A 13,412-nucleotide genomic window follows, 5' to 3' on the forward strand; every position below is an offset into this window, starting at 1 on the left:
AGTGATCGTTTTGTGATGAAGTATTTCTCTCTGGTTTTTAATGGGTTATTCTCAATATAAATCGCACGGTAAAGGAGCGGAGATGTCTCAGAAGAAGCGAATCGTGATCACCGGAGGAGGCTCCGGGCTGGGAAGGGCGCTGGCCCTTGTCTATGCGCGAAAAGGATGGCGGGTCTGCATCGCGGATATGGATCCGCGAACCCTGGAGGAGACGGGGCGACTGATTGACGAAAGGGGCGGCGAAGCACTGACCCGGCAGTGCGATGTCACCGTGGAAGGGGCATTCAAAGAGCTGGCTCAAACGGTTGAGGAGTGCTGGGGCGGCCTGGATGTCCTCGTCAACAATGCCGGTGTGGGAGCCGCCGGGACCCTGGATGCCATCCCCGAAGACCGGTGGGAGTGGATCATGGATGTGAACCTGAAGGCGGTGATTCGGGGATGCCGTCGTTTTACTCCCCTCATGGAGGCCCAGGGAAGCGGGCACATCGTCAATGTTGCCTCCAGCGCCGGTATTGTCTCCTTTCCCGAAATGAGCAGTTACAACGTCACCAAGGCCGGTGTGATTTCCCTGTCCGAGACCCTCTATTCGGAGCTTGCGTCCAAGGGCATCGGGGTGACCGTGGCCGCTCCCACCTTCTTCAAGACGAATCTCATGGAGAGGTTTCACTCCACGGACGACCAGCAGCGCAAGGTGGCCGAGGGCTTTTTTGCCAAGACCCGCTATACCGCAGAGGATGTGGCCCGGGATATCGAAAAGGCCGTGCGGAGAAAAAGGCTTTATGTTATCCCCCAGTGGGACGGAAAGGTCATGTGGTGGATGAAACGGCTCAGTCCCGAGCTTTTCCACCGGGGCATGGCCGTGTTTACGAAAAGACGGGGCTTTGAGCGGATGTTCTGCTGAAGCCCGGACGAGCCGAGGGGCCCGGGGCCGTGTTGTCGGCCTTGGGTCCCCGGAACCTTTGACTCGAAGGTGGGTATGGATCTGATCAGTTCCCGGTTGCTCTTTCGCCCCATGGAGGAGCGGGACCGGCGGTTTATGCGGCGTTTTTTGAGCGATGGGGAGCTGACACGCTGGCTTCCCGTGGATTACCCCTGTCCCATGGAACAGGTTCATCTCCATGTGGACCGGCGGCTCGAGCACTGGGACCAGCACGGTTTCGGGACCTTTGTGCTGGAGGAGAGGGACGGGGAGGGGCCCGTGGGATACTGCGGCCTCGAGCATGTGACGGAGACCCCCTTCATCGACCTGCGCTACGGCCTGGTCCAGTCGGCCCAGGGGCGAGGGCTTGCCTTTGAGGCGGCAATGCGGGTTGTGACCTACGGCTTTCAGGGGTTGCAGCTGCCCCGGATCTTCGGGGCGGCCATGCCGGAGAACAAGGCCTCGGTGGCCGTACTCACCAAGGTGGGCATGCGCCCGGATAAGCGGTTTGACTGCTACGGATCCAATCTGTTCACCGCCTCCGTGGATCGGGTCGCCTTTGACCTGAAGGTGCAACCGGTGACCCGCACGGGCATCTGCGGCACCCATGGGTGACGATCCCTGCACATGAACGCATAAAAAAACCGCTTCGATGATATCGAAGCGGTTTTTTTGTCCTAATGTCCCTGGGGATCAGCCGCGGCGGGCCGCTTCGGCCATCTCCCGCTGCTCTTCGGCAAGATGCTTGAGCAGGGTGCCCAAAGGCCAGGTTTCGCTGGTCTCTGTGAGGGTGGCCCACAGGGGTCGCGGAAATGCATGTTCCCGCCAGCTTTTCATCAGCTGCTGAAGCTGGTTGCCTGTGATGCCGGCCATGATCACGGCCACTCCGCCCAGGTCTTCCCGATTGTTCGGGTGGTCTTCAAAAAGGGATCCAACAGACGTCTTCAGGTCCTTTCGTCCTGCAAAGGAAACGGGGACATCGCTCCACCCAAGGGTGCGTACAAGGGCCACAAGGGCGTCAGCCGCTTTGGTATCAAGGCCGCAGACCAGCAGGCCCTTGGGACCGTAAATCGGGGTGTCGTCGATATCCATGGGGCGCATGGTGCCGTCTGTCATGGGGTTCTCCTTTCGAGGGTCAGTTAAAATAGGCGACGATTTTCTTTGACAGGGCCCCGGCGAGGCTGCGGGTAGCCTTGACGCCGGCCTCCTGATAGGTGAGGTGGCCTTCACGCTTGTTTTCGTTGAAGTTTCCCACCATGGTGCCCGTCACGGACTGAAATGATGGCCACATCCGCCGTCGCCCGCATGAATTTGAAGTTGGGGTTGTTAAGCTCCACCCGGGACAGGGACAGGGCGATGCGCAGGGTGACATCCCCGCTGCGCCCGTTGGCTGATACCAGGTACCCGGCCTCGGTGAGCTTCCTGGCCAGTTTGGAGGTGAGGTCCTGACCGCTGGGGGCATTGACCTCCAGGTTGATCCGGAAGTCTGTTTTGACCTCCTGGAGTCGGGAGACAAGGGCTTCAAACTCTTTGTGCCCGGCCCCGTGTGCCGGCCGGTTGATGACCCGGAGGCGGCTGACCAGGGCTTCCCGCTGGATGAACAGGTCCATGGCCTCGTTGAGGTGTTTCAGCTGCATCAACTTTCCGGGGCTTGCTGCTGCGGCTTTTTCTTCCACGGTGATGCGGGCGTTGAGCCGGTTGATGTCCCGCTGCCATTTTTCTGCGGCACGGGCTCTGTCCAGGCCCGCCACGGCCACATATTCCCGTCCCTCTTTGGTGACGGGGCCTACCTCCACACCTTCCAGCTCAACCGACGAAGCCACACGGATTTTGGACTGTACGTTTTTGTACAGGGTGTCCCCCGTGCCGGAGTCGGTGACAGACCGGGTCACAGAGGAGATGTCGCTTTCAATGCGGGATTCAAAGATGTTGGAGAGTTCTGCCTTGGCCCGCCTTACGGATTCGGGTCGGGACTGGCCGTAGCCTGTGGCCATGAGGTGGGTGGCCTCGGAGACCTGGGGCGCATGAGCGGTGGCGGGGTGGTCTCCACCGGTTTTGTCGGGCTCGGCGCAGGGGCGGTGCGGACGTTGCGGTCTGGGCCGGGGGACAACTCCTTACCCGTTGAGTTCGTCGAAGGCTTGCCGGGCCCGTTCGCGTTGGGCGTCGGTGCTGCTGCCGCTGCGGGCCTTGGTGGGCGAGGAGGCCACGCAACCGGAAAGGGCCAGAGAGGCGGCGAGTATCAGGGGTATCAGTTGTTTCATGGGGTCATGTATCTCCCTTGCCCGGATATTTCATGAGAAAACGACCAGGCCAAAATAAGTAAGATGTCATTGCAGCTGGTTAGTGAGACGCATTTAAATATGTTCATAATGCACCATGTAATTCAGCGCTTTCGGCTCGTGAAATCTCCGGGCATGGTCAGCGGCATCATGGCTCCCCCGGAGCCCCCGCGTCAGGGGCCCGGGCGGAGCGCCGGTTAGTGCATGGTATGGTTGAAAACAAAAACGGTTTCTCCTGCCTTGACGTTGATGGTCTCAAGGTAGGTGTCGACCACGGAGCAGTTGCCGGCAAAGGCCTTGTATTCGCCGGGCTCCACAAACCGGCTGGTCAGGAAGATCTGACCGGGCAGCGTGCGCCAGGAGCGGGTGTCGGCCTTTTCCGTTGCGCTGGCAGCCACCTGGCCGGCGAGCTGGGCCAGCATACCGGCAAACTCGCCCTGCTCTTTTTCGATCTCTTTGGCCGCGGCATGGACGGCCACCTGTTTGGCCACGGCGCGGGCAATGGTTTTGGTCCAGATACGGGTCTTTCTGTCGTCCAGGTTCTTGACGGCGATGGCGGTGATGTCTTCAGCCACGGTGGCCGGTGATGTCAGGGTGTTGCCCTTGTCGTCCTTCAGGGTCAGGCTGCTGTCCGTGCAGCCCTTGGGAAAGGTGACATACCGGGGAAAGGCAATGGAGATGGGGCCCGTGGGAGCCATGTGGGTGATCTTGTCCTCCACCTTCTTCGGGGCCTTTCCGTTGAGTTGGACATAGATGACACGCCCCTTTTTCCGTGCAGTCCGGTAGGAGGGGGTGGTGCCGGTGAAGCCCTTTGTCAGCTTTTTGGCCTCACTGAGCCGGTCTGCGGGAACCGCCACGCGAAGCAGGTCTGCGTACAGGGAGGGCGGGGTGGGGGTGCCGTAGGCTGTGTTGTAGTCTTTGTAGGCCCTGAGGGCCTCGTAGTAGTAGATGTAGGCTTCACTGTATTCGCCGTCCATCTCGCTCAGGATACCGCTGATGTAGCGGCCCAGGGCGTCCTCCTTGTAGACGTTTTTCTTTTCGTACTGGTCGTTGTACTCCGTCAAAAGGGTGTTGAGTTTTCGGCACTCCACAAGGGCGCTTTCGTAGTTGCCGTCCCGGATGTAGGTGAAGGCGGCCATCAGGTTGATGAGGGCTCGCTCAAAATCTTCGCCGGGGTAGTCGATGACCAGGTCGTTGACCAGGTAGGAGGCGGCCCCTGCGCTGAGGCTTTTGGTCCAGAGGGCCTGGGCCATCTCATCGGCCTCACTGAACTCAGCGGCGGCATTTTTCAGGTCGCCGCACTCATAGTAGATCATGGCGCAGTCGAGGTGATAGAGCAGCTGAGCGTGGCTGCCGTAGTCGGATTGCCTGGTTTTGATCATCTCTTTGGAGGCGACGCAGTCACCTGCCTTGAGAAGGCTGTCAAGGTTGGCGTAGTCGAATTTCGGGGCACAGCCGGTTGTGGCGATGAGCAGGGCCACAAGGAGAACAAATCGTTTCATGGGGGTCACACCTTCCTCATGAGAGCATTACACGGAGCGTCTGAACGGGCAGCCGGTACGGCCGTAGACCGACCAGGCGAAGTGCCGCCCGATCTCCACTGGAGGGTCGGGCGGCGTGTCGTCAATGGAATGTCGGAGCAGCAGGCAGATCAGAACTTGAAACGGCTCTGCTTGATCACTTTTTTGATCTGCTTTTCCCCGATCCATACTTTTTTGTTCTTCTCCAGGTCGATAAGGGTCATGTCCACCTGGTAGAAACGAACTGATTTTCCCCCGTCCTTGTTGACGATGCTGTTGAGCTCCCCCTTGAGCATGAAATCCGCCCCGATCTCCTGACCGGCAGACTTGGCGGTTTCTTCCGAGGCATGGGAGGCCTGGTCCAGGCGCTCGTCGCGAATTTCATCGCGCTCGCCGCGGCTCGCGACGAACTCCACCTGACCGGAGTTGAGCAGGGCCCGCTCCAGGTTGCGGACAAAGGTCTTGACGTTGATGTGTTCGTGGCTTTTGTTTTTAACCGAACCGATGATGACCACCGGGTTCTCGCCGCTGTTCTCTTTGTAGAACTTGTTGATCCAGGGCCGGGAGAGTACATCGTCGATCATCTCATCGGCAACAAGTCGGGAATCTGTGTCGTTCCATTTGTCCCCCACATCCGTGACGCTGTCGGTCTCGACCCGCTGGGTGGACATGGTCTGGCATGCCGTCGTAAGGGCAAGCAGGGCAAAGGCAACAAGAAGGGCGCTCTTTTTCATAATGTTTAAGGTTCCTTGAGTTTGGGTCTGGATGTTGGGGCGCGGAAAAGGAGGGAGACAACACCAAACCCATGGCTTGTTTTGAGGGGCAGGAGGCAAGGTGCCTGCCGTTGCGGTGTTCACGGGTCTCTCCTTTTTCTGTGCCGGACATGACGGCTTCGTAAAAAATCATTCGATCAGGTCGCCTGAACTCCGGTTGCGCAAGGTGTGGCGGTCTCGAATCTCGGGGCACGCCGGTGACCTGACCGGGGTACGATTTTTTACGGTTGCATGAAAACAAGTCGCCGGGGACGTCCCGGGACGCATGGTGCAGGCCGTGGGGAAGACGACGACGTGTGTCGGATAACCATCGGTTTTCACTCTGTACCGAGGGGGACTTCCCGTTGCAATCTTGCGGTTTCCCCGCCTGCAAACTTAGAAATTATAGGAAGCGGAATCAAGTGATGTCAATATGAAAAATGGTTTCCCGGAAAGTCGTCCGTGTGACGTGAATGTTGTGTGAATTTCGAGTGATATAGATCACACGGCGTTTCATCGCGTGGGGGGATTTCCCCTGTGTAACAGCTTGGTCGATATATGCTTTGAAAGCGACAGGATGGAGGGGGAAGAGTGACCCTTTGCTCGGTGTGTTGAGCAAAGGGGATGCGAATTGTCCGATTGTAAAATTTTTGGAGACGTCTATAATGGGCGGCGTTTCGCACCGGGCCTTAAGGGGGTTGCCCGTTGTTGCGCGGGGTCGGCGGCCCGGGGCCACGCCTGGAACGGGAGGCGTGCAAAGGGACCGTGAAGACAAATGTTTAGCTATTGGTTCAAGTGTTCCTTACGTGGTGTTTATGTTATGAATATGAAATTCTTTCTTGTTTTGAGGGCATTTCCGAATTGGCTACGAAGAAATCAAAAGTTGAGTTTTATAGTTACTTGACATCAGAAGTCAATTTGCGTATTGAAAGTATCACGTGTCTGATAGGTGTGCTTGAGGCTGAACGGTGTACGCGAATGGCGGGCCCGGCGTCGCTCGTTGCGATTCAGGACACGATCCGTGCATTTTCTCTCTCTATGTTTTTCCCTTTGACGACACCTGGTTGTGATGGCTGGAAGGGGTGCTTCCTCCCATCATCATTATGATCATCCATACCTGCGAGGAGTGTGACAATCCCATGGATAAAATGAGAACACGATCTTGCGTACCGTCGCTTTTTATTCTCGCCGTGCTGGCCCTGTTTACCGTGGCGTCGTCTGCCGGGGCCCAGGAGGCGGCAACCAAGCAGAGGCCCGCGGTCTCCTTTCCCCATGAGATGCATTTCGATGTGGCCGATGACTGCCTCTCCTGCCATCACGATTATCAGGACGGGGAGAATGTCCTCGACGAGGACCTGCTCATGGAGACGGAGCCCGACGAGACCATGGAACTCGACAGCATCAACCGGGAAGAACTCAGCGCTGTCTCTTGCATCGCCTGCCACAACGACGATGCGAAAACAGGGCCCATGGACGCCTATCACAACCAGTGCATCTCCTGCCATGAGGCGGAAAAAGCCGGGCCGGTCATGTGCGGCGAGTGCCATGTGAGGCCAAAAGGGCTTGAATAACGGACGATGCCGACGGGAAGGCTCTTTCGTCGGTATGTGGATCACGCCAGATGACAGCCCCATCCCAAGGTGGGGTTGAGACAACTTATAATTGGGAGGGAACCGTGGTTAAAGCCAAGAGAAAACCGTTGGAAGAGATCGCAGATGCCATATCCCCGTACGGCAAGGTGTTGACCGTGGGGTGCGGCGGTTGCGTATCGGTGTGTCTGGCCGGAGGGCAGCGGGAAGTTTACGAACTTAATGCCGAGCTTGAGCTGACGCTCAAGGGGAGCGGCACCTCCAAACAGTTAGGCAACTACACGGTGGAACGTCAGTGCAACATGGATCTGATGCAGGAACTCGACGACATTGCCGACGGCTACGACTGCATACTCTCCATGGCCTGCGGGGCCGGGGTGCAGCTCATGGCCGAGCGCTACCCGGACAAGCCGGTGTTCCCGGCGGTCAACACCATGTTCATCGGGGTGGACCGGAGCCTGGGCATGTACGAAGAGAAGTGCCGGGCCTGCGGTGAGTGCGTGCTGGCCTACACCGGTGGTATCTGCCCGGTGACCCGATGCGCCAAGGGGCTGTTCAACGGGCCCTGCGGGGGCACCAACAACGGCATGTGCGAGGTGAGCCAGGAGATTCCCTGTGCATGGCTGGACATCTATGAGCGGCTCAAGGCCCAGGACCGTCTGGACGATATCCTGAAGCTCCAGCAGGTGATGCAGTGGCAGAACCAGATGCAGCGCACCGTGGTCCAGCCCAAGTACGAGAAACGCTATTACAAGTGATGCCTTGTTGCACGGGGCCTTTACCCGATGCGTGTCATCGGCTCCGGGCACCGGTGAAAAGGGCGTCCCTTTTCACGCAGACGTCAACCCATTGAAAAGGAAAGTGGGGCTCTCATGTATGATTTTATAAGGGGTCCGATGGTCTGGATTTCCATTGCGATCTTCTTCGCTGGCATCATCTGGCAGGTGGTTCGGTTTCTCTCCCTCTCCCGCTCGGTCGAGGATCCGAAGCTGAAGCGTCCGGCCGGCCTGGCGGCCGAGGTGCCGCCTGCCGGGGCAGGGGGATTTTTCCATGCCCTGAAGCTCTCCATTTTTAAGACGAGCCCGGGAATGATCATCGTCACCACGGTGTTTCACTTCTGTCTTGTGGCTGTGCCGCTGACCCTTCTGGGGCACAACATCCTCATCGAGCGGGCCATCGGGTTCTCCCTGTTCTCCCTCAGCGAGCGAACATCGGATATTCTCACTGTGGTCTTCCTGCTCTGCGGCGCCTTTTTTCTCTACCGCAGGCTCTTTTTGCCCCGGGTGCGGATCATCACCAGCGGGTACGATTACCTGATGCTGCTTCTGGCCACGGCGCCCTTCATTACGGGGTTTCTCGCCTACCACCAGGTACTCGATTACAAGCTGATGATCGTTTTGCATATCCTGGCCGGTGAGGCCATGCTGATCCTGGCGCCCTTTACGAAATTTGTCCACATGGTCTACTTCTTTGCGGTGCGCTTCACCGTCAGGAGTGAGTGGGCACTGGGCAGCGGCAACAGAAACTGGTAGCCCCCACAGGGCTCCCTTCCATACGGAGAGTCGACATGTTCAAAAAAAACACAGCCGGGGTCGATACCGACCTGATCAAGAAACGGCTCGACAGCAGAAAGGCGAAGATGAAGCTTTCCCTGGCCGCTTGTGCCCATTGCACCCTCTGCGCCGAGAGCTGCTTTCTCTTCAACGCCAGGGACAAGGATCCCACCTACATGCCCTCCTACAAGTTCATCAACTCCATCGGGGTGCTGTACAAGAAAAAGGGGATGGTGGACCGGGCTACCCTGCAGGATATCCGCGATGTGGTGTGGGAACGGTGTGTGCTCTGCACGCGCTGCTACTGTCCCTTCGGCATCGACATCCCGGAAATGCTCGCCTTTGCCCGCACCATCTGTCGCGAGCAGGGCGTCTTTCCAGATTTTGAGAAAGAGCAGAAACACGCGGGTTAACAGACACGTCGATATGGCTTGATCTATTCTTGTGCGAGGCCATGGAAACGTAACACACAGCGAAGGAATGTGCCGATATGAAATCAGGAAGCAATCTTGAAAAAATTCTCGCAGCAGGACACTTTGCATTCACCGGCGAGCTGGGTCCCCCACGCGGTTCCAATGTCGAGCATGTCAAGGAGAAAGCCCAGCACCTGGTCGGCCATGTGGATTCTGTGAACATCACCGATAACCAGACCGCCATGGTCCGTATGTCCAGCTGGGCCGCCGCGCTGCTGGTCAACGAGATGGGTCTGGAACCCAACTACCAGATGGTCTGCCGCGACCGTAACCGCCTGGCCATCCAGGCCGATGTCTTAGGGGCGTCGGCCATGGGAATCCGCAACATGCTCTGCCTCACCGGCGACCACCAGATGTTCGGGGACCACCCCAACGCCAAGGGGGTCTTTGATATCGATTCCATTCAGCTCATCAACACGGTGAAGACCATGCGCGATGAAGGCACCTTCCTCTCCGGCGAGGAGATCGACGTGCCCCCGAAGATGTTCATCGGCGCCGCGGCCAACCCCTTTGCCGACCCCTTTGAGTGGCGGGTCCACCGCCTGGCCAAGAAGGTGGAGGCCGGGGTCGACTTTGTCCAGACCCAGTGTGTCTACAACATGGACAAGATGCGGGAGTGGGTGAAGCAGGCCGTGGACATGGGCCTCACCGAAAAGGTACACATCCTGGCCGGTATTACCCCCATGAAGAGCGTGGGTATGGCCAAATACATGAAGAACAAGGTGCCTGGCATCGAAGTTCCCGACGAGCTCATCAAGCGGCTCCAGGGTGCGGGCAAGGGCAAGGTGGCCGAAGAGGGCATCAAGATTGCCTGCGAGCAGATCGAGGAGTTCAAGGAGATGAAGGGCGTGGATGGCGTGCACCTCATGGCCATCGAGTGGGAACACAGGGTGCCGGAGATTGCCGAACGCGCCGGTGTGCTTCCCAGGCCTGTCGTCGAGTAGCGGGTGTGTGCATGATGTGAGTGTCCAGACAACCACCGGAATAAATGATAAGGCCGCGATGCAATAGGAAGACCGTTGTACGCGGCCTTTTTTTTGATGGAGCCGACTCACTGTGTATCCGGACAAACGAGATGGAACCATACGGGCCATTGAGGAGAAGAAGCGAAACCTCATGCTGGTTTCGCAGGATCTTCGGGTGATCGCCACCAACTTCAGGCCGGGCCTCCGCCGGACGGCATGAGCGCCGGCCGCCATGAGCTTCTCTACCGGCGGGACCTGCCCTGCAGTCCCTGCCTTGCCGTGGAGGTCTTCCGCACGGGCATGCGCGCGGTTCGGAAGGTGGATGCGGTGGACGGCAAGGCGGTCCATGAGGCCTGCCACTATGCCTACCCCCTCTACAGCGGGGATGAGGTGGCCTATGTGGTGCTGCTGGACTACGATGTCTCTTCCTTTGAGGAGATGGAAGAGGACCTCATGCGTTCCAACGCGTTTTTGAAGAACCTCATCAACAGCGCCGTGGACGGGGTCATCGCCGCCGACATGCAGGGGCACATCGTGATCTTCAACGATGCGGCCTCGGACATCTGCGGGTTTCCCGTTTCCGAAGCCCTGGACGGCATGAACATCCGCAAGGTCTACCCACCGGGTGTGGCCGAGGAGATCATGAAGAAGATGCGCGGCACGGAATACGGCGGGCCGGGCATGGTCAAGGCCCTTCCGGTGGACGGAATGAACAAGGACGGGGCGCGTGTGCCCATCAACCTTGATGCGGCCATTGTCTACGAAGAGGGCAGGGAGGTGGCCACCATCGGGTTTTTCCGGGACATGCGCGAGGTTCTGCGCATGGAGGCCGAGCTGAAAGGGACCCAGCTCCAGCTCCTCCAGGCCGAAAAGATGGCCTCCCTGGGGAAGCTTGCCGCAGGGGTGGCCCACCAGATCAACAACCCCTTGGGGGGCATCCTGCTCTTTGCCCGGCTTCTCCTGGAGGAGTACGACCTTCCCGAGGAAGCCCGGCAGGATGTGAACCGGATCCTGCGCGACGCAGGCCGGTGTCGGGACACCGTGCGGGAACTCCTCGAATTTGCCCGGCAGACCCGGCGGGAGATGGCCCCCCTGGACATCAACCGGGCCATCAGGCGGACCCTCTACCTCCTGGAGAGCCAGACCATCTTCCAGAACATCGAGATCGTTTCGGAGCTGGACCCCTCCCTTCCCCAGGTGCTGGCCGACGGCCAGCAGATGAATCACCTGTTCATGAACATCATCTTGAATGCCGCCGATGCCATGGACAACGAAGGCACCCTCACGGTGAAAAGCGGCGTGGCCGAAAACGGCCGCGTGTTCGCCGAGGTGTCCGACACGGGTTCCGGCATTCCCGGGGAGCTTCTCGAACGGATTTTTGAGCCTTTTTTCACCACCAAGGCGGCCGGTGAGGGCACGGGCCTGGGGTTGAGCCTGGCATACGGGATTGTTGAGAGCCATGGGGGAAGCATTACCGCGTCCAACAACGAAGGCAACGGGGCAACCTTCCATGTGGAGATTCCCTGCAGCCCGCCACAAGGGGAGCCATGAAGACCATGGATGAAGATGCCGTCAAGGTCTTGATCATCGATGATGAGGAGGACATCCGGGAAGGGTGTCGGCGTTCGCTTGCCAAGGTGGGGTGCGAGGTGTACACGGCGGCGGACGGTGGTAATGGCCTTGAGATCCTGGGCGCGGAGGCCCCCAGGGTGGTCTTCCTGGATCTGAAGATGCCGGGCATGGACGGCATGGAGGTGCTGGCCGTGATCCGGGAGACGGCTCCGGCCTGCCTGGTGATCATCATGACCGGGTTTGCCACGGTGGAGTCTGCCATCATGGCCATGAAGAGCGGGGCCTACGACTTTATCGCCAAGCCCTTCGAGCCCGAGCAGCTGCGCCTGGTGGCCGGTCGTGCCCTGGCCCATATCCGGGTGGTGCGGCGGGCCGAAGAACTCAAACGGGAGCGGGAACGCACCCTGGCGGACCTGGGGACGGAGCAGAGCCGGGTGGCGGCGATTCTGGAATCTCTGCCCAACGGGGTGGTGGTGACCAATGCCTTCGGCATGGTGGTGCTGATGAATTCGGTGTTCCAGCGCCTCTTTGCCGGGGGGGCGCCCTTGAGGTCCCCGGATCACATCTCACGCTATATCGAGGAGGCCGAGTTCTGCCTCTGGATCAACAGCATCTCCACCGGGGTGTTCATGACCGACGGCAAGATTCCCTCGTGCGAGCTCCAGGTGGCGGACAAAGGTTTTTTCCTTGCCCGGGGCCAGCATGTGCTCTCGGCCGAGGGGGAGTGCCTGGGGGCCGTGGTGACCCTCACAGACATCACCGATCTCAAGACCTTTGACCAGATGAAGTCCGAGTTTGTCTCCAAGGTCTCCCATGAACTGCGCTCTCCCCTGACGGCCATCTGTGAGCAGCTCAGTATGGTGGACGAGGAGGCTGGGGCGGCCCTGGGGGAGGAGAACCGGGGCATGGTGCGCAGGGCCCGGGACAAGGCAGGGGCGTTGATCTCCCTCATCGGCGATCTCCTGGACCTTCAGCGCATCGAAGGAGGGGCCGAGTTTACCCACCCCCGTGAGGTGGAACCCGCGGGTCTTCTCACCTCCATGGTGGACTTTTTAAGGGCCCGTGCCCAGGCGCAGGGGGTTTCCCTGACCCTTGCCCTCCCCGAAGAAGAGTTGCCCGTGCTTTTCGCTGACCCCACGGCCCTTGAGAGTATCTACGGCAACCTTATCACCAACGCCATCAAGTACACGGGCAGCGGGGGCCATGTGACGGTGTCCGTGTCCGTGCCGGAGGGAGGCGGGCTTTGCGTGGCCGTCACCGACGACGGCTTCGGCATCGAAGAAAAGCACCTGGAAAAGATTTTTGACAAGTTTTACCGCATCAAAGATGATAAAAGGCGGTTTATCGTAGGGACGGGGCTCGGGCTTTCCATTGTCCGCCAGCTGGTGGACGGACTTGCCGGGGCCGTGGAGGTGACGAGCCGGCCGGGAGTGGGCAGCACCTTTACCGTCACGCTTCCAGACAAATACCAGGTTGCTGCAGAGGATGCATGAACCCTAAAAACCCCTTTAGAAACGAAAACGTTGAGGGCTATATCACTGAGTTGGGGCGGGCCGCCACCCGCATGGAGCGACTCATGCGAGAGCTTCCCACCACAGACCCTTCGGTGCTCGGGGAGTTGCACAGCCTCTCCATGGAAATTGAGCGGATGGTGGTGGAGGAACCCGGCAGGGAACGCCGATCCATGTTTGTGGACCAGGTCAGACGAAAAGCGATGTATCAGAGGCAGCGTTACATGAAAATGGCCCATGCGGGCTCTCTCCGGAATCCCTGAGACGTCCGTCTCACAG

General features: G+C 59.1%; 15 protein-coding genes. 10 read left to right on the forward strand and 5 right to left on the reverse strand.

Annotation, left to right across the window (positions count from 1 at the left end):
• The first annotated feature begins 82 nt into the window (after positions 1–82).
• A complete protein-coding gene (locus ACOYW2_RS08295) occupies positions 83–901 on the forward strand; it encodes an SDR family oxidoreductase (RefSeq protein ID WP_482422506.1) in 819 nt (272 codons plus the stop codon).
• 75 nt (positions 902–976) lie between these two features.
• The gene (locus ACOYW2_RS08300; protein ID WP_482422507.1) at positions 977–1,534 is read left to right on the forward strand and encodes a GNAT family N-acetyltransferase; all 558 of its coding nucleotides are present in this window, start codon (positions 977–979) and stop codon (positions 1,532–1,534) included.
• 78 nt (positions 1,535–1,612) lie between these two features.
• Here ACOYW2_RS08300 and ACOYW2_RS08305 read toward each other — a convergent pair whose 3' ends face one another.
• The 5 genes from ACOYW2_RS08305 to ACOYW2_RS08325 all read right to left on the reverse strand — a co-directional run bounded on the left by ACOYW2_RS08305 (position 1,613) and on the right by ACOYW2_RS08325 (position 5,452).
• Entirely contained in the window at positions 1,613–2,035 is a 423-nt protein-coding gene (locus ACOYW2_RS08305; RefSeq protein ID WP_482422508.1) for a DUF3783 domain-containing protein, read from the reverse strand.
• Positions 2,036–2,145: 110 nt separating this feature from the next.
• A complete protein-coding gene (locus ACOYW2_RS08310; protein ID WP_482770087.1) occupies positions 2,146–2,913 on the reverse strand; it encodes a hypothetical protein in 768 nt (255 codons plus the stop codon).
• A 120-nt stretch (positions 2,914–3,033) separates the two neighbouring features.
• Entirely contained in the window at positions 3,034–3,180 is a 147-nt protein-coding gene (locus tag ACOYW2_RS08315; protein WP_482770088.1) for a hypothetical protein, read from the reverse strand.
• Positions 3,181–3,395: 215 nt separating this feature from the next.
• Positions 3,396–4,700 carry a COG3014 family protein gene (locus ACOYW2_RS08320; RefSeq protein WP_482770089.1) on the reverse strand — a complete coding sequence of 435 codons (1,305 nt, stop codon included), beginning with the start codon at positions 4,698–4,700 and terminating at the stop codon, positions 3,396–3,398.
• A gap of 149 nt (positions 4,701–4,849) precedes the next feature.
• Positions 4,850–5,452 carry a penicillin-binding protein activator LpoB gene (locus tag ACOYW2_RS08325; protein ID WP_482770090.1) on the reverse strand — a complete coding sequence of 201 codons (603 nt, stop codon included), beginning with the start codon at positions 5,450–5,452 and terminating at the stop codon, positions 4,850–4,852.
• A 1,166-nt stretch (positions 5,453–6,618) separates the two neighbouring features.
• On the opposite strand from ACOYW2_RS08325, the gene ACOYW2_RS08330 reads away from it, so the two are divergent.
• From ACOYW2_RS08330 to ACOYW2_RS08365, 8 genes are all read left to right on the forward strand, one after another.
• Positions 6,619–7,041 carry a cytochrome c3 family protein gene (locus tag ACOYW2_RS08330; RefSeq protein WP_482770091.1) on the forward strand — a complete coding sequence of 141 codons (423 nt, stop codon included), beginning with the start codon at positions 6,619–6,621 and terminating at the stop codon, positions 7,039–7,041.
• 104 nt (positions 7,042–7,145) lie between these two features.
• A complete protein-coding gene (locus ACOYW2_RS08335; protein ID WP_482770092.1) occupies positions 7,146–7,817 on the forward strand; it encodes a methylenetetrahydrofolate reductase C-terminal domain-containing protein in 672 nt (223 codons plus the stop codon).
• A gap of 138 nt (positions 7,818–7,955) precedes the next feature.
• Positions 7,956–8,591: a hypothetical protein gene (locus ACOYW2_RS08340; RefSeq protein ID WP_482422514.1), complete on the forward strand. Its 636-nt coding sequence runs from the start codon at positions 7,956–7,958 to the stop codon at positions 8,589–8,591.
• Between the two features lie 35 nt (positions 8,592–8,626).
• Positions 8,627–9,025, forward strand: coding sequence for a 4Fe-4S dicluster domain-containing protein (locus ACOYW2_RS08345; RefSeq protein ID WP_482416673.1), 399 nt, complete (start codon positions 8,627–8,629; stop codon positions 9,023–9,025).
• Between the two features lie 77 nt (positions 9,026–9,102).
• Complete coding sequence (locus tag ACOYW2_RS08350) at positions 9,103–10,029, forward strand: methylenetetrahydrofolate reductase (protein ID WP_180141035.1); 927 nt, start codon at positions 9,103–9,105, stop codon at positions 10,027–10,029.
• A 237-nt stretch (positions 10,030–10,266) separates the two neighbouring features.
• Complete coding sequence (locus ACOYW2_RS08355; protein WP_482770093.1) at positions 10,267–11,601, forward strand: two-component system sensor histidine kinase NtrB; 1,335 nt, start codon at positions 10,267–10,269, stop codon at positions 11,599–11,601.
• Positions 11,598–13,115 (forward strand): ATP-binding response regulator, encoded by a 1,518-nt coding sequence (locus ACOYW2_RS08360; RefSeq protein ID WP_482770094.1) that lies wholly within the window; start codon positions 11,598–11,600, stop codon positions 13,113–13,115. The genes ACOYW2_RS08355 and ACOYW2_RS08360 overlap by 4 nt, the downstream gene beginning before the upstream one ends.
• Positions 13,112–13,396: a hypothetical protein gene (locus ACOYW2_RS08365; RefSeq protein WP_482416669.1), complete on the forward strand. Its 285-nt coding sequence runs from the start codon at positions 13,112–13,114 to the stop codon at positions 13,394–13,396. Before ACOYW2_RS08360 ends, ACOYW2_RS08365 begins: the two co-directional genes overlap by 4 nt.
• Positions 13,397–13,412: the final 16 nt, after the last annotated feature.

The organism is Desulfoluna sp. CLI2B (assembly GCF_056847375.1).

What these genes read in the sequence shown, in the direction of transcription:
- ACOYW2_RS08295 (WP_482422506.1), top strand. Translation starts at nt 83, where the DNA reads ATGTCTCAGAAGAAGCGAATCGTGATCACCGGAGGAGGCTCCGGGCTG.
- ACOYW2_RS08300 (WP_482422507.1), top strand. Translation starts at nt 977, where the DNA reads ATGGATCTGATCAGTTCCCGGTTGCTCTTTCGCCCCATGGAGGAGCGG.
- ACOYW2_RS08305 (WP_482422508.1), bottom strand. Translation starts at nt 2,035, where the DNA reads ATGACAGACGGCACCATGCGCCCCATGGATATCGACGACACCCCGATT.
- ACOYW2_RS08310 (WP_482770087.1), bottom strand. Translation starts at nt 2,913, where the DNA reads ATGGCCACAGGCTACGGCCAGTCCCGACCCGAATCCGTAAGGCGGGCC.
- ACOYW2_RS08315 (WP_482770088.1), bottom strand. Translation starts at nt 3,180, where the DNA reads ATGAAACAACTGATACCCCTGATACTCGCCGCCTCTCTGGCCCTTTCC.
- ACOYW2_RS08320 (WP_482770089.1), bottom strand. Translation starts at nt 4,700, where the DNA reads ATGAAACGATTTGTTCTCCTTGTGGCCCTGCTCATCGCCACAACCGGC.
- ACOYW2_RS08325 (WP_482770090.1), bottom strand. Translation starts at nt 5,452, where the DNA reads ATGAAAAAGAGCGCCCTTCTTGTTGCCTTTGCCCTGCTTGCCCTTACG.
- ACOYW2_RS08330 (WP_482770091.1), top strand. Translation starts at nt 6,619, where the DNA reads ATGAGAACACGATCTTGCGTACCGTCGCTTTTTATTCTCGCCGTGCTG.
- ACOYW2_RS08340 (WP_482422514.1), top strand. Translation starts at nt 7,956, where the DNA reads ATGGTCTGGATTTCCATTGCGATCTTCTTCGCTGGCATCATCTGGCAG.
- ACOYW2_RS08345 (WP_482416673.1), top strand. Translation starts at nt 8,627, where the DNA reads ATGTTCAAAAAAAACACAGCCGGGGTCGATACCGACCTGATCAAGAAA.
- ACOYW2_RS08350 (WP_180141035.1), top strand. Translation starts at nt 9,103, where the DNA reads ATGAAATCAGGAAGCAATCTTGAAAAAATTCTCGCAGCAGGACACTTT.
- ACOYW2_RS08355 (WP_482770093.1), top strand. Translation starts at nt 10,267, where the DNA reads ATGAGCGCCGGCCGCCATGAGCTTCTCTACCGGCGGGACCTGCCCTGC.
- ACOYW2_RS08360 (WP_482770094.1), top strand. Translation starts at nt 11,598, where the DNA reads ATGAAGACCATGGATGAAGATGCCGTCAAGGTCTTGATCATCGATGAT.
- ACOYW2_RS08365 (WP_482416669.1), top strand. Translation starts at nt 13,112, where the DNA reads ATGAACCCTAAAAACCCCTTTAGAAACGAAAACGTTGAGGGCTATATC.